The 17778-nt window shown below is 69.0% G+C and carries 17 protein-coding genes; 7 read left to right on the forward strand and 10 right to left on the reverse strand.

Features of this window, described 5'->3' with window-relative positions; all coding sequences use genetic code 11:
• The 4 genes from CEK68_RS19220 to CEK68_RS19235 all read right to left on the reverse strand — a co-directional run.
• On the reverse strand, window positions 1-1041 hold a 1041-nt coding region (locus CEK68_RS19220; protein WP_152240344.1), incomplete at its 3' end, for a sigma-54 dependent transcriptional regulator.
• Window positions 1026-2462: a HAMP domain-containing sensor histidine kinase gene (locus CEK68_RS19225; protein ID WP_152240345.1), complete on the reverse strand. Its 1437-nt coding sequence runs from the start codon at window positions 2460-2462 to the stop codon at window positions 1026-1028. The genes CEK68_RS19225 and CEK68_RS19220, both read right to left, overlap by 16 nt.
• A 75-nt stretch (window positions 2463-2537) precedes the next feature.
• Window positions 2538-4247, reverse strand: a complete 1710-nt coding sequence (poxB, locus tag CEK68_RS19230) for a ubiquinone-dependent pyruvate dehydrogenase (RefSeq protein ID WP_026143522.1) — start codon at window positions 4245-4247, stop codon at window positions 2538-2540.
• 128 nt (window positions 4248-4375) lie between these two features.
• Window positions 4376-4717 carry a hypothetical protein gene (locus CEK68_RS19235; protein WP_152240346.1) on the reverse strand — a complete coding sequence of 114 codons (342 nt, stop codon included), beginning with the start codon at window positions 4715-4717 and terminating at the stop codon, window positions 4376-4378.
• A 197-nt stretch (window positions 4718-4914) separates the two neighbouring features.
• Between CEK68_RS19235 and CEK68_RS19240 the strand changes: the two genes are divergently transcribed.
• Window positions 4915-5142, forward strand: a complete 228-nt coding sequence (locus tag CEK68_RS19240) for a hypothetical protein (protein ID WP_152240347.1) — start codon at window positions 4915-4917, stop codon at window positions 5140-5142.
• 79 nt (window positions 5143-5221) lie between these two features.
• On the opposite strand, the gene CEK68_RS19245 is transcribed toward CEK68_RS19240, so the two are convergent.
• From CEK68_RS19245 to CEK68_RS19255, 3 genes are all read right to left on the reverse strand, one after another.
• The gene (locus CEK68_RS19245) at window positions 5222-5653 is read right to left on the reverse strand and encodes a low affinity iron permease family protein (protein WP_152240348.1); all 432 of its coding nucleotides are present in this window, start codon (window positions 5651-5653) and stop codon (window positions 5222-5224) included.
• A 166-nt stretch (window positions 5654-5819) separates the two neighbouring features.
• A complete protein-coding gene (locus tag CEK68_RS19250) occupies window positions 5820-6944 on the reverse strand; it encodes an acyl-CoA desaturase (protein WP_152235636.1) in 1125 nt (374 codons plus the stop codon).
• 11 nt (window positions 6945-6955) lie between these two features.
• Window positions 6956-8032 (reverse strand): ferredoxin reductase, encoded by a 1077-nt coding sequence (locus CEK68_RS19255; protein ID WP_152240349.1) that lies wholly within the window; start codon window positions 8030-8032, stop codon window positions 6956-6958.
• Between the two features lie 93 nt (window positions 8033-8125).
• On the opposite strand from CEK68_RS19255, the gene fabR reads away from it, so the two are divergent.
• The 5 genes from fabR (at window position 8126) to CEK68_RS19280 (ending at window position 12354) form a co-directional block, all read left to right on the forward strand.
• Complete coding sequence (fabR, locus tag CEK68_RS19260; RefSeq protein WP_017912841.1) at window positions 8126-8770, forward strand: HTH-type transcriptional repressor FabR; 645 nt, start codon at window positions 8126-8128, stop codon at window positions 8768-8770.
• A gap of 146 nt (window positions 8771-8916) precedes the next feature.
• Complete coding sequence (locus tag CEK68_RS19265; protein ID WP_017915693.1) at window positions 8917-9783, forward strand: SDR family oxidoreductase; 867 nt, start codon at window positions 8917-8919, stop codon at window positions 9781-9783.
• Window positions 9784-10233: 450 nt separating this feature from the next.
• Window positions 10234-10746, forward strand: a complete 513-nt coding sequence (locus CEK68_RS19270) for a ferritin-like domain-containing protein (protein ID WP_017910118.1) — start codon at window positions 10234-10236, stop codon at window positions 10744-10746.
• Window positions 10747-10823: 77 nt separating this feature from the next.
• Complete coding sequence (locus CEK68_RS19275; protein WP_152240350.1) at window positions 10824-11330, forward strand: ferritin-like domain-containing protein; 507 nt, start codon at window positions 10824-10826, stop codon at window positions 11328-11330.
• A gap of 121 nt (window positions 11331-11451) precedes the next feature.
• Window positions 11452-12354, forward strand: coding sequence for a manganese catalase family protein (locus CEK68_RS19280; protein WP_152240351.1), 903 nt, complete (start codon window positions 11452-11454; stop codon window positions 12352-12354).
• 255 nt (window positions 12355-12609) lie between these two features.
• Here CEK68_RS19280 and CEK68_RS19285 read toward each other — a convergent pair whose 3' ends face one another.
• From CEK68_RS19285 to CEK68_RS19295, 3 genes are all read right to left on the reverse strand, one after another.
• Window positions 12610-14874 carry a methyl-accepting chemotaxis protein gene (locus CEK68_RS19285; protein WP_226977968.1) on the reverse strand — a complete coding sequence of 755 codons (2265 nt, stop codon included), beginning with the start codon at window positions 14872-14874 and terminating at the stop codon, window positions 12610-12612.
• A gap of 133 nt (window positions 14875-15007) precedes the next feature.
• Entirely contained in the window at window positions 15008-15811 is an 804-nt protein-coding gene (locus CEK68_RS19290; RefSeq protein ID WP_017915697.1) for a YiiX/YebB-like N1pC/P60 family cysteine hydrolase, read from the reverse strand.
• A gap of 105 nt (window positions 15812-15916) precedes the next feature.
• The gene (locus CEK68_RS19295) at window positions 15917-16387 is read right to left on the reverse strand and encodes a hypothetical protein (RefSeq protein WP_039728364.1); all 471 of its coding nucleotides are present in this window, start codon (window positions 16385-16387) and stop codon (window positions 15917-15919) included.
• A 404-nt stretch (window positions 16388-16791) separates the two neighbouring features.
• On the opposite strand from CEK68_RS19295, the gene CEK68_RS19300 reads away from it, so the two are divergent.
• Window positions 16792-17646, forward strand: coding sequence for an IclR family transcriptional regulator (locus CEK68_RS19300; protein ID WP_017910111.1), 855 nt, complete (start codon window positions 16792-16794; stop codon window positions 17644-17646).
• The last annotated feature ends 132 nt before the right edge of the window (window positions 17647-17778 follow it).

Consider the following 17778-nt stretch of genomic DNA (forward strand, 5'->3'; position numbering starts at 1 on the left):
GGCGCGCAGGCGCGCCTGCGCTGCCGTCGACAGGGTCTGCGGGGTGCTGGCGCCGGCGGCGAGGAAGTGCTGGGCGAGCAGCAGGATGTCGTCGCCGCGCTCGCGCAGCGGCGGCAGTTCGATCGGCACCACGTTGAGCCGATAGCGCAGGTCGCTGCGGAAGCGCCCGGCGTCCACCGCCTGCAGCAGATCGCGGTGGGTGGCGGCGATCACCCGCACATCCACCTTCTGCGCGCCGCGCCCGCCCAGCGGCGAGACCTCGCCTTCCTGCAGGAAACGCAGCAGCTTGGCCTGCATCGGCAAGGGCATGTCGCCGATCTCGTCGAGAAACAGGGTGCCGCCATCGGCGTCGCGGATCAGGCCGTTGCGGTCGCTCACCGCGCCGGAGAACGCGCCCTTGCGGTAGCCGAACAGCTCGCTCTCCATCAGCTCGGCGGGAATCGCCGCGCAATTGATCGCCACAAACGGCTGAGCGGCACGGGCGCTGGCACGGTGCAGCGCGCGCGCCGCCAGTTCCTTGCCGGTGCCGGTTTCGCCGGTGATCAGCACCGGCAGGTCGGACGCGGCGGCCAGGCCGATGCGCTTGTGCACGGTGCGCATCGCCGCGCTGTGGCCGAGCAGCGCGTCGTCTTCCTCGGCCGGCATCGCCGCTGCGGCGTCCGGCGCGGCGTCGCCGCGGCTGCGCAGGGCGCGCTCGACCACCTCGGCGATATCGGCGCGACCCACCGGCTTGACCAGGTGATCGAAGGCGCCGAGCTTCATCGCCTCGATGGTGTTGCCGCTGGAGGCATGCGCGGTGAGCATCACCAGCGGCACGCGCATGGCCAGCGCATCGTCCTGGCGCGCACGCATCAGTGCGATGCCGTCCATGCCGGGCATGCGGAAATCGACGAAGGCCAAGTCGAGCCCACCCTCGCCCAGGCGCGCCAGGCCCTCGCGCGGGTCGGCCACGGCCACGACGTCGTGGCCGAACGAGCGCAGCGTGGCCTGCAGTGTGCTGAGGAAGGCCAGGTCGTCGTCGATGATCAGGATGCGCGCCATGGCAGCTCCAGACTGAACTCGGTGATGCCGTCGCGATGCGCGTAGTGCGCCTCGCCGCCATGGGCGCGGGCGATCTCGCGCACCAGCGCCAGGCCCAGGCCGTTGCCGTCGCTGCGGCCGCTGGCGAACGGTTCGAACAGATGCGCGGCCACCGGCGCCGGCACCGGCTCGCCCTGGTTGCGCACGCGCAGGTGCAGCAAGTCGTTCTCGGCCTGCGCCGCCAACGTGACCTCGGTGCCGGGAGCGGCGTGCTGCAGCGCATTGCGCAGCAGGTTGTGCAGGGCGCGCGCGGCCTGCTGCGGATCCAGCATCCACTGCGCTGGCGCCGCTTGCAGGCGCAGCGAGATCGGCGGCGTCTGCCCGTCCCAGTCGGCCGGGTCCAGCAGCGCCTGCAGCCACGGTTGCAGCGCCACCGTCTGCCGGTGCAGGCGGATCGGCTGAACCATGCCGAGCAGGCTTTCCACCACGCCGTCCAGGCGCTGGATCTGCGCCAGCATCAGTTGCGCCTGGGCGTCGTCGGCGCCGTCCGCGTGCGCGGCGATCTGGTTTTCCAGCGCCAGGCGCAGGGTCGCGATCGGGTTGCGGATTTCGTGCGCCACGGTCGCGGTCATGCGCCCCAGCGCGGCCAGGCGTTCGTGCCGCGACAGCTCCTCGCCGAGCCGGCGGGTCTCGGCCAGGGCCTGCGCGTTGCGCTGCGCGTAGTCGGTGACCGCGGCACCGAGCCGGTCCAGTTCCGGCGCGCCGGTGCGCGGGATCTGCGGTACCTCCGCCGGCGTCGCCAGCGCCTGCTGGATGCCCTGCAGGCGCTGGCTCCAGCGCCGCACCACCCAGCCCAGCGCCAGCGCCGACACCACCACCAGCGCCAGGATCAGCGCCATGCCCAACGCCAGCGGCAGGCTGGCGGCGGCGTCGCTGGAGGCCACGCGGGTCATGGCCCAGGCCGCGGCATTGCGGTCCAGCGGGCAGGCCGCGATCAGCAGGCTCTCGCGTTGCCCGTCGCGGCGGTAGTCGACCGGGTGCTGCGCCTCCACTCCGCGCTGCGCGGTGGACACGATGACGTTGCGCTCGGCCGAGGGCACGTCGGTCTTGTGCTCGGTCCCGTCGTAGGTGGGATAGGCATAGGCGACGAAGCCGCGCTGGCGGTCCCAGAAGCCGCCTTCCACGCCGGCGGCATCGGCCAGCACCAGCTGCGAGACCACCGCCGCCAGGCCGGTGCCGTCGCTGCCGTGGGCAGCGGCGCTGGCGCCGTTGTAGCGCTGCACCATGCGCGTGCACACCTCGCGCAACCCGGTCTGCGCACGTTCGCTGCGCACGCCCTCGCTGTGCCGGTACAGCCCGACCAGCACCACCGCCATGCCCACGCAGGCGGCGACGATGACGATCCAGATCAGCAGCAGTTGCCGCAACAGCGAACGGGGCATGGACGTCCTTGGGCGCAACGGAAGAGGCGGGGCGAACCGCGGCGATCGTAACCGCGCCGCGGTGCCTGCGGCGACTCAGCGCAGGTTGGTCTTGACCAGTTCCAGCACCTCGTCGCCGCGTCCGCTCATCACCGCGCGCAGCAGGTACAGGCCCATGCCCTTGGCCTGTTCCAGCTTGACCGCCGGCGGGATCGCCAACTCCTGGCTGGCCACGCGCACGTCCACCAGCGCCGGGCCGGGATGCGCGAACGCCTCGCGCAGGGCCGGCTCCAGTTGCGCCGACTCGTCCACGCGCAGACCCAGGATGCCCATGGCGTTGCTCATCGCCGCGAAGTCCGGATTGCTCAGGTCGGTGCCGGTATCCAGGTAGCCGGCCGACTTCATTTCCATCGCCACGAAGCCGAGCGAGCCGTTGTTGTAGACCACCACCTTCACCGGCAGGCCGAGCTGGGCCAGGGTGATGAAGTCGCCCATCAACATGGTGAAACCGCCATCGCCGGACAGCGAGATCACCTGCCGGCGCGGGAACTGCGCCTGCGCGCCCAACGCCTGCGGCATCGCATTGGCCATCGAGCCGTGGTTGAACGAGCCGAGCAGGCGGCGCTGGCCGTTCATGGTCAGGTAGCGCGCCGCCCACACCGTCGGCGTGCCGACGTCGCAGGTGAAGATCGCATCGGCGTCGGCCAGCGCATCGACCATGCGCGTGACGAACTGCGGATGCAACGGCTCGCCGGGGGCCGAGGCCACGGCCAGGTCGTCCAGGCCCTCGCGCGCCTTGCGGTAGTGAGCCAGCGACTTCTCCAGGAAGCCGCGGTCCTCGCGACGCTGCAGGCGCGGCAGCAGCGCGGCGATGGTCTCGCGCACGTCGGCGGCGATGCCCAGTTGCAGCGGCGTGCGCCGCCCCAGCGCGGCCGGGTCGTTGTCGACCTGCACGATGGTGGCGTCCTTGGGATAGAACTGCCGGTACGGGAAATCGGTGCCGAGCATCAGCAGCGTGTCGCAGTTGAGCATGGCCTGGTAGCCGGAACTGAAGCCGATCAGGCCGGTCATGCCGACGTCGAACGGGTTGTCCCACTCCACATGTTCCTTGCCGCGCAGCGCGTGCACGATCGGCGCGCCGAGCGCGTCGGCCAGCGCCACCACCTCGTCGTGCGCGCCGGCACAGCCGCTGCCGCACAGCAAGGTGGTGGCCTTGCTCGCCTGCAGCAGATCGGCCAGCTTCGCCACGTCGGCGTCGGCCGGCAGGATGCGCGGCGCGGCCAGCGCCGGCCACGTCGTCGGCGTGCCCTTGGGCATTTCCTGCAGGGCGACGTCGCCGGGGATCACCACCACCGCCACGCCGCGGCGCAGGATCGCGGTGCGCATCGCCCGCTGCAGCACTTCCGGCATCTGCGCCGGGTTGGTCACCAGTTCGACGTAGTGGCTGCACTCGCGGAACAGCTCCTGCGGATGCGTCTCCTGGAAATAGCTCAGGCCGATCTCCGAGGACGGGATGTGCGCGGCGATGGCCAGCACCGGTTGATGACTGCGGTGGCAATCGAACAGGCCGTTGATCAGATGCAGGTTGCCCGGCCCGCAACTGCCGGCGCACACCGCCAGCTTGCCGCTCACCGCGGCTTCGGCGCCGGCAGCGAAGGCGGCCACTTCCTCGTGGCGCACGTGCATCCACTCGATGCTGTCCATCTGCCGCAGCGCGTCGGTCAAGCCGTTGAGGCTGTCGCCGGTCACGCCCCAGATCCGCTCCACGCCCGCGCTGTGCAGGGTTTCGGCGAGCAGGCGAGCCATGGTCTGCTTGGACATACGTGCTGATCTCCGGGTGGGGAGCGGCATGGTCGCACCGCGTGCGTTACCGACGCGTGGCGCAGCGGATGCACGCCCACGCCTGCCGCCCCCATGTTCAGCGCACGGTGCGGCTAGTCTTCGCCGCGTGCAGCGGCAGCATCGTGTGCCGCATCGCCATCGTCCTCGTGGTAGCCACCCGGCGTGGCGGCCTTGCCATGCGCGCCGCCGGCATGCTCGCCGGTGGCGCCGTAGGTGCCGGCCTGGCCGAGGTTGGGCTGGCTGCGCCCGCTGCGGTCTTCGCCGTGATCCTGCGGTGTCCGTGCGTGCGGCGACGGCATGGGCTGCGACGGCACGCCGCGGTCGCGGCCGCGCGGCGGCACGCCGCTGTCGGCGGACACATCGCCCTGCGTGCCGCGGTAGGCGGCCTGGCGGACATCGTGCGTGCCGGTGGGAGGTGAAGTGCGCTGCGCCATGACGATCTCCTGCAGAAGCGTGTGAGCGGATCACGCTAGGCCGGCGCACGTTAGCCGGCATGCAAGTTGCGATGAAGGCCGCGCGAGCGGCGACTGCGATGCCGACCGGCGCGACCACGCCGCACGCACGTGACCTGCACGCCTGCGCCACCCGTGCTGGCCGACGCTGGCCGCTCCTTCCACATTGGAGCCCTGCGATGTCCGGTCTACTCTGGAAACTCGCGCTGGCCGGCACGGCCTTCGCCGCCATCCGCGCCTATCGCCGCAACACCCACACCACCATGGCCGACGCGGCCTCGCCCATGCCACCAGCCGAACTGGATGACGGCCGGGCCACGCCGCCGCATGGCGACACCCTGCAGGGCGCCGAGCGCGCGTCGACGACTGCGACCACAGACGATCCGGACGGCGCCGTGCCGGCCTGATCCCTGCAACGCGCAGCAGCGTGTCGCGCGCTTACCGCCGACACGCTGCTTCCGCCGTCCGCAGGGCGCGGGCGTCAGCTCAACCTTTGGGGCGATCGTGGGTCTCGCGGCCATCGCCGTGGCGCGCATTGCGCGCACGCAGTTCTTCCCCGGCCTTGCGCGCCAGTTCCTCGTATTGCTTGCGGATCTCTTCCAGCCGCTTCTCGTCCAGCTCTTCCAGATCCAGCAGCTCGTTGTTGGCCTTGGCGCTGACCCGGATCAGCTCGTCGAGCTTGATCTGCATCGCCGCGGTGTCGGCGTTCTGGGTGTGCTGGATCAGGAACACCATCAGGAAGGTGATGATGGTGGTGCCGGTGTTGATGACCAGTTGCCAGGTGTCGTTGAAGCCGAACACCGGGCCGCTGAGGCCCCACACCAGCACGATGCATAGCGCGATGCAGAAGGTCCAGGGCGTGCCGGCAGCATACGACGCCTTCTTGGCGACGACGTTGAACAGCTTGGCAGGTTTCATCGCAGGCCCTCGCTCGACGGCAGACGCCTGCACCGCCGCCAGCGTCTGCAGGCGGCTAAGGATGATCGACAGCCTCCCGTGAGCGAGGCGTGCATATCGCGCCAGCGCCGGGCCAATGAAAAAGGCGGGGTCGCCCCCGCCTTTTTGCTTGACCTGTGCGCGAGGCTCAGCCTGCCTGTTGCGTCGCCGGCTGCAGCGCCCGCACCGGGCGCGGCCGGCTCGGGAAGGCGTGGCGCAGGATCCGCCACACCACCTGGCCGAACTGCTTGGGCAGCGAGCCGGTGTTGTAGTGCTGGCCGTAGCGCGCGCAGATCTCGCGCACCTGCACCGCCAGCGCCGCATAGCGGTTGGCCGGCACGTCCGGGAAGAAATGGTGCTCGATCTGGTGGCTGAGGTTGCCCGACAGCACGTTCAGCAGCTTGCCGCCGGCCAGGTTGGACGAACCGCGCAGTTGCCGCAGGTACCAATGGCCGCGCGACTCGTTCTTGATCGACTCCTTGGGGAAGGTCTCGGCGTCGGCGGTGAAGTGGCCGCAGAAGATGATCACGAAGGTCCAGATGCTGCGCAGCACGTTGGCGGCCAGGTTGCCCAGCAGCACCGGCAGGAAGAACGGGCCGGCCAGCGCCGGGAACAAGATGTAGTCCTTGAAGATCTGCCGGCCCATCTTGCGCCCGACCGGCAGGAACGTCCGCTTCAATTCGCCGCGCTTCATCTTGCCGGCCAGCCAGCGGCCCAGGCGCAGGTCCTGAATCGCCACGCCCCATTCGAACAGCAGCGCGAACACCACCGCGATGAACGGCTGCGCCAGGTAGAACGGGCGCCAGCGCTGCTCGGGGAAGATCCGCAGCAGGCCATAGCCGATGTCGTCGTCCATGCCGCGCACGTTGGTGTAGGTGTGGTGCTTGAAGTTGTGCGTCTTGCGCCAGTTGTCGCCGGTGGCGACGATGTCCCACTCGTAGGTGTTGCCGTTCAGGTGCGCATCGCCCATCCAGTCGTACTGGCCGTGCATCACGTTGTGGCCCAGCTCCATGTTCTCCAGGATCTTGGACAGGGTCAGCAGCAGCACGCCGGCGATCCACGCCGGCACCAGCACGCTGTGCACGAACGCGCCGAGGAACAGCAGCGCGCGGCCGGCCACGCCGGTGTAGCGCACCGCGGCGACGATGCGGCGGATGTAGCGCGCGTCGCGCGCGCCCAGGTCGGCCAGGGTGCGCATGCGCAGCGCGTCCAGTTCGTCGCCGAAGGCCTGCAGTTCGGCCGGGGTGAGTGCGCGGTTGCGGGGAGCCGCCATGGGGAAGTCCTTCAGAGGTCCAGGGTCAGGTCGCTGCTGGCGCTGTTGACGCACAGCTTCAGCGAACCGGGTTCGGCGGCGTGCGCGCCGCTGAGCAGATCACGGGTGATGCCGGCCTGCTTGCCGCAGGCGCAGCTGTTGCAGATGCCCATGCGGCAGCCGTGCTTGGGACGCAGGCCTTCGGCTTCCAGCGCGGTGAGCAGCGACTGGCCGCGCGGCAGCTGCAGCACGCGGCCGCTGCGCGCCAGGGTCACCGCCACGGTGCCCTGTTCGACATCGGCCGGGGCCGGCGGCGGGCTGAACGCTTCGGCCTGGAAGCGGGCCACGCGGTGCTGCAGGCGCGCGCGCGCCGCCTGCACGAAGCCGCCCGGGCCGCAGGCCAGCACCTGCGCCTGCCCCAGGTCGCCCAGGGTATCCAGCGGCAGCGTGTCCACGCGCGGCGCCGGCGTTTCGCCCTCGCCGGTGATGGCCAGGTGCAGGCGGAAACGCGGATGCGCCGCGGCCAGCGCCTGCAGTTCCTCGCGGAAGCAGACCTGGTCGTGGCGCCGCGCCCAGTACAGCAGGTCGACGTCGGCCGGCATGCCTGCATCGGCCAGTTGCCGCAGCAGCGCGCGCATCGGGGTGATGCCGCTGCCGGCGGCCAGCAGCAGCCAGCGGCCGTGCGGCGCGGTCGGCAGCACCATCTCGCCGTAGGCCTGGCCGAGTTCGAACACCTCGCCGATGCGCGCGGCGCCGGCCAGGTACTGGCTGACCCGGCCGCCGTCGACAGTCTTGACCGTGATCGCCAGGCGCCCGCCCGGCAACGGCGTGGGGCTGTAGCTGCGCAGCAGCCGGCGGCCGTCGATCTCCACGCCCAGTTCCACGTGCTGGCCGGCACGCAGGCCGCGCCAGTGGCGGTTGGGCTGCAGCACCAGGGTCACCGCATCGCTGCTGGCGGCCTCGCGCTGCACCAGGCGCGCACGTGGGCTCTGCCAGGTCCACAGCGGGTGCAGGCGGGTGGACCAGAAATCGAACACGTCCGGCTTGACCCAGGCGCGCAGGGCGCGGGCGGCGGGACGGAGCTTGGCGGGACGGCGGACAGCGTTCATGGGGTCCACTATACAGATGAAGATACAGATGTCTATACAGTTGTGCATTCAGCAATGGCGTTATCATCCCCCATTGCCTGGCCCGGTCTGCCCATGACGACGCTCTCCCCTCCCCCGTCCGCGGACACGCCGAACGCCCGCAAGGGTGCGATCTCGCGCGAGGACCTGCTGGCCGCGGCGCTGAAGCTGATCGGGCCGCACCGCAGCGTGTCCACGCTGAGCCTGCGCGAGGTGACCCGCGAAGCCGGCATCGCCCCCAACAGCTTCTACCGCCAGTTCCGCGACATGGACGAGCTGGCGGTGGCGCTGATCGACCTGGCCGGCAGCTCGCTGCGCACCATCATCGGCCAGGCGCGGCAGCGTGCCGCCGGCAATCGCCGCAGCATCATCCTCAGTTCCGTTGAGACTTTCATGGAACAGTTGCGCGCCGACGACAAGCTGCTGCACGTCCTGTTACGCGAGGGCACGGTCGGCTCGGACGCGTTCAAACATGCAGTGGACCGCGAGCTGAACTATTTCGAGGACGAACTGCGGGTGGACCTGATCCGCCTGGCCGCGCTGGAAGGCGCGCCGCTGCACGAACCAGCGCTGGTCTCCAAGGCGATCACCCGGCTGGTGTTCGCGATGGGCGCCACCGCGATGGACCTGCCGCCGGAGAAGGATCCGGAACTGATCCGGCAGATCACCGCGATGCTGCGCATGATCATCGTCGGCGCGCGCACGCTCGCCGCCGGCTGAGTTCGCGGCGCCGCAGCGGCGCTCACGCAGACAGTGACCGGCACGGGCGCTTGCCCGCATCGTGACATGCCGCCGACATGGTCTTGGCCCCGGCTTTACCTGCGCCTGCCCACCCTCGTTGGACACTCCCCCAACGAGGCATGCACATGGCCGTTCCAAACTATCCGTCGCCGCCGTTCAAGGCGCAGCAGCAATCCTTTCCCGGCAAGACCCAGGCCATGGATCCGAAACCGGATCACGGTGAAGACAGCTATGTCGGCCACGGCCTGCTGCAGGGCAAGCGCACCCTGATCACCGGCGGCGACAGCGGCATCGGCGCCGCGGTGGCGATCGCCTATGCGCGCGAGGGCGCCGACGTCGCCATCGCCTACCTGCCCGACGAGCAGGACGACGCCGAACGCATTGCCAAGCTGGTGGAGGATGCCGGCGTGCGCGTGCTGCTGCATCCCTGCGACATCAGCGACCGCGCGCAGGCCGAGGCGTTGATCAAGACCGTGACCGACGCCTTCGGCGGCCTCGACGTACTGGTCAACAACGCGGCCTACCAGCGCTATTTCCACAGCTTCGACGAGATCACCCTCGACGAATGGGAGAAAACCTTCGCCACCAACGTGCATGCGCCGTTCCACCTGGTGCGGCTGGCGCTGCCGCACATGCCCGAGGGCGGCTCGATCATCAATACCGCCTCGGTGAACTCGAAGAAGCCCACGCCCAACATCCTGCCGTACTCGGCCACCAAGGGCGCGCTGGCCAACCTGACCATCGGTTTGGCCGGCCTGCTCGCCGAGAAGAAGATCCGCGTCAACGCGGTGCTGCCGGGTCCGATCTGGACGCCGTTCATCCCCACCGGCATGGATGAGGAATCGGTGCGCACCTTCGGCGAGCAGACGCCGTTCGGCCGTCCTGGCCAGCCGGCGGAACTGGCCTCGGCCTATGTGCTGTTGGCTGCGGATACCTCGAGCTATACGTCGGGCACGTTGCTGACCATCTCGGGTGGCGCGGTGACGCTGTAAGGCCGGGAATCGTAAGTGGGGAATCGGGAATGGGAAAAGCGCTGCGGGCTTGCGGCGCTGTAGGTGCGGCTCTGGCCGCGAGAGGCTTTCCCCTGATGTTGTCGCTGTGATCCTCACGCAAGCACACGCATCGCCTGCTGCTGTCTCGTTAGCAGGCCACAGATCCAGCGCACTCCCCTCTTTAGGAGCGGCTTCAGCCGCGACAGGCCTTCATGGGAATACCTGTCGCGGCTGAAGCCGCCTAAGAGCGCGAGCGCAAAAGACATGCAGCACCCGCGCGTCACGCGTATCGCCACCGTGTACATCTCCTCACACTGCATCTCGCACGGCATTCACTCTGCGCTGCAACTGCTCTAACGGCGGTGAGCCTAGGTTGATCGCACAGGGGAAAAACACACGGACGCGCGATGCGATGCAGGTGCGTCGCGCACACCATCTGGAGCGATATCCATGACCCGAAGCAACACCGAACGCTTGTTGAAGTGGCTGCAGGACGCCTACGCCATGGAGCAGGAGGCCAACACCATGCTCACTGCCACCGCCGGCCGCCTGGAGCACTACCCGCAGCTGAAGGCGCGCATCGAGCAGCACGTCAACGAAACCCGCGATCAATCCGAACAGGTCAAGCGCTGCATCGAGATCCTGGACGGCTCGATCCCGACGATCAAGGGCACCGTCGCCAGCGTGATGGCCTCGGTGCACGCCGCCGGCAATTCGATGATGAGCGACGAGGTGGCCAAGAGCCTGGGCGTGAGCTACGCCTTCGAGCATATGGAGATCGCCAGCTACCGTTCCCTGGTGATCGCCGCCAAGGAAGCCGGGCAGACCGAGATCGCCGACATCTGCGCCGCCATCCTCGACCAGGAAATCGCCATGGCCGAGTGGCTGATCGAGCACCAGGAAGCCACGATCCTGGCGTTCCTGAAGCGCGAGCGCACCGAAGGCGAAACCGCCAAGCACTGAGCGCCGTCGCACACGACACGACGCGCGCGTATTCCCCCACAGCAGCACCACCATCCATCACCGACCGGAGACTCCCAATGGCCGTCAAGACCATCGACGAATTGTTCATCCATGAGCTGTCGGACATCTACAGCGCCGAGAAGCAGCTGACCAAGGCATTGCCGCGCCTGGCGCGCGCCGCCACCAACCCGGCGCTGCGCGCGGCGTTCGAGGCGCACCTGGAAGAAACCCAGGGGCAGATCGAACGCATCGACCAGATCGTCGAGAAAGGCAACCTGCGCCTGAAGCGGATCAAGTGCGCCGCCATGGAAGGCCTGGTGGAAGAAGGCAAGGAAGTGATCGAGTCGATCGAGGCTGGCCCGGTGCGCGATGCCGCGCTGATCGGTGGCGCGCAGAAGGTCGAGCATTACGAGATCGCGTCCTACGGCACGCTCGCCGCCATGGCCAAGCAGCTGGGCATGGACGATGCGTTGAGCCTGCTGCTGGAAACGCTCAATGAAGAGAAGTCCACCGACGAGAAGCTGACCCTGCTGGCCGAGCAGGGCGGCAACGAAGAAGCGGCACGCAAGCGCAAGGCGGCCTGACCGCCCCGGCCGCGGCCCGCCAGCGCGGGTCGCGGCGTCCCAGACGCCTATCCCCCACGCGCGGCCCTCGGTCGCGCCATTGCGTCGTCACGACGTTCGGGCGGCACTCCAGGAGAACCCCATGTTCATGCACAACAAGCGGCTGATGTACACGGTCCGCGTGGCACAACCCGATCCGGCGCTGGCCTCGCTGATGCTGGAACAGTTCGGCGGCCCGCAAGGCGAGCTCGCCGCGGCGATGCGCTACTTCACCCAGGCCATCGGCGAGGTCGATCCCGGCCGCAAGGATCTGCTGTACGACATCGCCACCGAGGAGCTCAGCCACCTGGAAATCATCGGCTCGATCATCGCCATGCTCAATCAGGGGCCGAAGGCCGTGCTGTCCGAAGGCATGGCCGAGGTCGAGGACATGCGCAACCTCACCCGCAACAACAACACCAGCCAGACCCAGCAGATTCTCTACGGCGGCGGCCCGGCGCTGGTCAATTCAAGTGGCGTGCCGTGGAGCGCGGCCTACGTGGACAGCATCGGCGAGCCGACGGCCGACCTGCGCTCCAACATCGCCGCCGAAGCGCGCGCCAGGATCGTGTATGAGCGCCTGATCAACGTCACCGACGATACGGGCATCGTCGATGCACTGACCTTCCTGATGACCCGCGAGGTGGCGCACCAGAAATCCTTCGAGAAGGCGCTATACGCGATCGAGCCGAACTTCCCGCCAGGCAAACTGCCGGGCGATCCGGCCTTCACCGACCGCTACCACGACATGTCGCAGGGCGACGGCGACATGCAGGGGCCCTGGAACAGCGGCAGCCAATGGGAGTCCATTGCCAACCGCAATCGCCAGGTGGCGGTGGATGGCGGCAGCGGGATGCCCAGCGTGGGCCTGAGCGAACTGGAACAGAGCGCAGTGCAGGCGCTGGCGGCGCGTACGCTGTCGAAGCCGGACAGCGACCCGACCACCGGTGCCGACCTGGGCGCCGGCCCGGGTGCCGGTTCGACCAAGGGCAGCGTGGCACGCTAACGCGCCATTGCAGGCCCCCTCGCACGAACGCCGCGATGCGCAAGCATCGCGGCGTTCGTGCGAGAGAGCATGGGCTGTGATCGCCTCTTTCGCGGCAGCCCCCGTTCAGTCGCCGGTCTGCCGGTGCGGCGCATGCACCGGCTTGGATTGCCAGCCCCAGCGAGATGCATGACCTCATCGCGCGTTCGCCAGCCCCTGGAATGCAACGACTGGGCGAACACGGCGTGGCGGCAGGCGCCACCACGCCGCACTGGCTCAGAACTCTTCCCACTCCGCGCTGTCCGCCGGCACGCCCTGGATCGGGCGTGGCTTGGCCACCACTTGCCGCACCGGGACCGTCGGCTTGGGCTTGGTGGCGACGGCGACAGCCCGCACTGCCGACCTGGCCGGCTGCGGCCTGGCCGCGGGGGCCGGTGCCACGCTGATGGCGGCACCGCCGGCGAGGCGGAACACCGCCACCGCGCGTGCCAGTTCCGCCGCCTGATCTTCCATGCTCTTGGCCGCCGCGCTGGCTTCTTCCACCAATGCCGCGTTCTGCTGGGTGCCCTCGTCCAGCTGCATCACCGTCTTGCTGACCTGGTCGATGCCCGCGCTCTGCTCGGCGCTGGCCGCGGAGATCTCGGCCATGATGTCGGTGACCCGCTTCACCGAGGCGACCACCTCGGTCATGGTGGTGCCGGCGCGGTTGACCAGGGTCGAGCCCTGCTCCACTTCCTGCACCGAGTCGGAGATCAGGGTCTTGATCTCCTTGGCCGCCGCCGCCGAACGCTGCGCCAGCGTGCGCACTTCCGAGGCCACCACGGCGAAGCCGCGGCCCTGTTCGCCGGCGCGCGCCGCTTCCACCGCCGCATTGAGCGCGAGGATGTTGGTCTGGAAGGCGATGCCGTCGATCACGCCGATGATGTCGGCGATGCGCGCGGACGCGGCGCTGATCGAGGCCATGGTCGCCACCACTTCCTCCACGGCGCGGCCGCCGTGCTCGGCCACCTCGCCGGTGCTCAGCACCAGCTGGTTGGCCTGGCGCGCGCTGTCGGCGTTCTGCTTCACGGTGGACGTCAGCTCCTCCATCGAGGCGGCGGTTTCTTCCAGACTGGCCGCCTGCTGCTCGGTGCGCACCGACAGGTCGCTGTTGCCGCTGGCGATCTCGCTGGCGGCGGTGTTGATCGAGCCGACCGCGCGCTGGATGCCCTGCACGATGCCGGTCAGTTGCTCGGCGGTGCGGTTGGCGGCGTCGGCGAGCTTGCCGAATGCGCCTTCGTAGCGTACGTCCACGCGCTGCGACAGGTCGCCATCGGCGATCGCCCCCATGATCCGGCCGACGTCGGCCAGGCCGCTGTCGGCCTGGCGCATCAGCCGGTTCAGCGCTTCCACCATTTCCTTGAACGCGAACGCGTAGCGCGCTTCGTCGCCACGTGCAGTGAAGTCGCCGCGGGCGGCCGCGTCGGCCAGCCGCGCGATGTCGCCGTTGACCGCCGACAGGTTGGCCTTGACCACGTCCAGCGCCTCGTGCAGCGCGGCGCGCTGTCCCGGCAGCCGGCGCATGTCGCGGCGCAGGTCGCCGCGGCCGTACTCGTCCATGATCGCCATCGCCTCGACGATCGCGTCCAGATGTTCGAACAGCGCGGTGTTCATGCCGTGTGCGAGCGTGCCGTAGTCGCCGGGGAAGTCCTCCGGCATGCGATGGCTGATGTCCTCGCCCTGCTGCAGCCGCACCAGGGTCTGCATCTCGCCGTTGAAGCGCTGCAGCTGGGTCTGCATCTGCTGCATGCTGGTCATCAACTGCCCGGTCTCGTCGCGCGACTCGACCTTGATCGGATTGTCGAAACGGCCCGAGGCGATCGCCTCGGCCGTCCGCGTGGCGCCGCGCAGCGGCGCGACGATGGCGCCGGCGATCAGCCAGCACAGGCCCACGACCAGCGCCACCAGGCCACCACCGATCACGGTGAGGATCTTGGTGAAGCCCATCGCCTGGGCCTGGATGTCCTCGGCATACACGCCCATCGCCAGCACCCAGTTCCACTGCGGGTACAGCGCGGCGTAGCTGATCTTCGGCAGCTGCACCGACTTGCCGGGCTTGGGCGCGGTGTAGTAGCTGAAACCGTCGCCACTGCGCACCGCCGTCTGGATGTCGCGGTACACGTACTCGCCGGCATCGCTCCTGTAGCCGCTCATGTCGGTGCCGACCGCGCGCTTGGGATGCATGACGATGCGCATCTGCGGGTCGACGATGAAGAAGTAGTCCACGCCGCCGTTGGTCTTCATGTCGGCCAGCGCGCCCTTGGCCGCTGCCTGCGCCTGCGCCTGCGTCATCTCGCCGCGCTTGGCCAGATCGGCGTAGTGCTGCATCACGCTCAGGCCCATGTCGACCTGGGTCTTGACGCTTTGCTTGCGCGCATCGATCAGGTTGAGATATTGCAGGCGCGCCGCGGCAACGGCGAGCAGGATCACGCCGAGCGCGATCAGCGCGCACAGCACGATGAACTTGCGCGCCATGGGCAGATTGGCGATATGGCGGCGCAGAAATTGGATGGGATTCATGGCGTAGAAAGCAGAGAACGGAATTTTGTATCGGCCAGCGCGCGCTCGAACTTGAACTGCGAAGTGCTTCGCCAGAGCAACGCGCACCACAGTTTCACGCTGCAGCCGGCTTCCGTCAGGCCAGTGCGGCATCCATCGGCGCGCTCGCGGACGGCACGCCGGCGGCGTGCGGCTCCCACACCAGGCGATGGAAATCGAAGCCCTGCTGCAAGCGCGGCTTGACCACGTTGAAGTACGGCGAGACGTCGAAATCGCGCGGCAGCGTCAGGCTGTGATGGCGCGGATGCAGGATCTCCGCGTCTTCTCCCGCATCGCTTCCCGTCGGCGGCGCCTGGTCGATTTCCGGCAGGATGGGATAGCGGATCGCGCCGAACGCCTGCGCCAGCAACGTCGAGCAGATCGCCCGGGTCGGCTCGCCGCTGCCCAGTTCCAGGAAGCGCCGCTTCACCGACGACGGCAGCGGCGGCGTGCGGATCAGGTAGCGCGCCAGGTCGAAGATGTTCTTCAGGTCGTAGCTGTTGCCGACCCGCGAGACCATGTACTCCACCACGGTCTCGATCTCCTGCGCGCTCAACCCGACCGGACGGCAGATGCGGGTGTGCAGGCCGGCGAACTCGCTCAATCCCACCAGGCGCACGCCGACGTTGATGTCGACATCGCAGAACAGCGGCGCCTCCTCGCCGGGAAGCGCGGCCACGTGGTCGCCGATGTACAGCGCCGCGTGCGACCAGGTGGACTGGCTCAGGTACTTGATGGCGGTGGAGAAGCGGCTGTTGCCCTCGACCAGCAGCACGTCGCCCTTGCGTAGCGTGGCACGCAACAGCTGCGGCGGGCTGGTCGGCAGTTGCGAGCCATGGCGGCGCGGCTTGGACAGGAACTTGGCCAGGTGGCGGCCCAGCAAACGTGGCAAGGACAGCATGCGCGTTCCCCCGAGGGACGGCCGCTTCGGCGAAACGGCTCCGCTATCCGCAATGGCGGCCATGCGCGGGATTTCTTGAATGGCGTGCCGGCGCCAGCGACCGGCTCACGGTTGCCGCAGGATCGACAGCTCCACGAACTGCGCGCTGCTGGAACGCAGGTAGACCGCATAGCGGCCACGGCCCGGCACTTGCACCAGAAAGCGGTCTCCCGGCACCGGCTGGAGCTTGTCGACCGCGGCCGCACCCAGCGGCGCGATCCGCAGCCGCACCTTGGCATCGTCCTGCGCTGGCGTGAGATTGGCGATGGTCAGCGCGCCATCGAAGAGGGTGCGGCTCTCGCCCGGCAACAGACTCAGCATCAGCGACATCGCCGCGGCCTTGGCGTCGCAGGCACCGGCCTGCGCCTCGGCCAGCTGCCGCTGCAGCGGCTTGACCTCCACGTACTGCACGAAGCCGTAGGTCGCGCCGATCACCACCAGCACCGCCGAGACCTCGGCGGCGGTGCGCTTGAACGAGAGTGCTTGCCACCATGTCTGCGCCGGCGGGGGCGGCGTCTGTCGGGTCGTTCGAGCCATGCATCACGGTATCGATGCCGCCATGCCGCTGTCTGCCAGCACGGCTGACATCGCCGCGCACGGCCGCGTTCGTCTACCTGGCGATACAGACGCGACGCCACCCGCCTCGCGATAGGCGCCGCCCCAAGCACGGACATCGCGCGCCGGCGCGGCATGGCCTTGAGCCTACGCAACTCCCAGCAGGCGATGACGCGTCTTTCGGAGGTTTCGAAACCACGGATCGTCGACGCGCAGGGAGAACCGCCCACGCATGTTGCGCCGCAACTTGACGCATCGAGCGCCCGGGCGGAGTCTTGGCATGAAATTTCGAAATTATTTTCGCAATCCGAAATTCACTTGTCAAGCGACATCACCGGGCGGGTCGAGCAAGCTGGCGATTCCCCCGGGTCCTCCAGGAACTGCAGATGATCAAGACGACTTCCCAGCGCGCGGCCAGCGCCGCGCCCGACGACGGCGACGAGGCCGGGGACAAGAAGCTGCGCAGCACCGTGCAGTCGCTGGCCAAGGGCTTCCGCGTGCTTGAGGCGTTCTCGTCCGAGCACGAGGAACTGTCGCTGAGCCAGATCGCGGCCCTGGCCCGGCTCGATCCCGGCACCACCTTCCGCATGCTCAACACCCTGGTCGAGCTGGGCTACGTGCACCGCGTGCCGGAGAGCCGCCGCTTCCGCCTGACCCTGAAGGTGCTCGACCTCGGCTTCCACGCCATCGCCCGCCGCGATCTGCGCAGCGTGGTGCGGCCGCTGCTGCGCACGCTGGTCAGCGACGTCAACGAGGCGGCCAGCTTCGCGGTGCTGCAAGGCCCCGACGTGCTCTACATCGAGCGCGTGCGCGCCGGCATCACCCGCCTGGGCGTGGACATCCGCATCGGCACCACGGTGCCCAGCACCCGTACGGCGATCGGCCTGGCGATGCTGGCGCACCTGGCGCCGGCAGAAGTGACGCGGGTGACCGGGGTCGACGTGCAGGGTGCGCAGACGCCGGAGATCGCCACGATCCGGCGCACCTTCGACAGCATCCGCCGCGACCGCTACGTGATCCTGGAGTCGATGCTGACCGAGGGCCTGCGCGTGCTGGCGGTCCCGGTGCTGGATGCGGACGACTATCCGCTCGGCGCGATCAGTGTCGCCGCGCCGTCGGTGCGCACCAGCCACGCCGAACTGCTGGAGACCGCCCTCCAGCCGACGCTGCTGGCCGCCAAGGACATCGCCTTCGCGATCCAGGCCAGCGGGAGTGTTGCCGTGACCGCCCCCAGCACCTGATCCGCCCGGGCCACCGCCCGGCCCTCTCTGTCGGTCTCGCTGCGTGGACGCTTCGGCGCCCGCGTCGGGGTCCCCTTGTCCTGCGAAAGGCAGCCACGATGCTCATGCCCACCACAGCCCCTGCCCCCACCG

Origin of the sequence: Xanthomonas sp. LMG 12461 (assembly GCF_009192935.1) — a bacterium.
GTDB lineage: Bacteria > Pseudomonadota > Gammaproteobacteria > Xanthomonadales > Xanthomonadaceae > Xanthomonas_A > Xanthomonas_A sontii.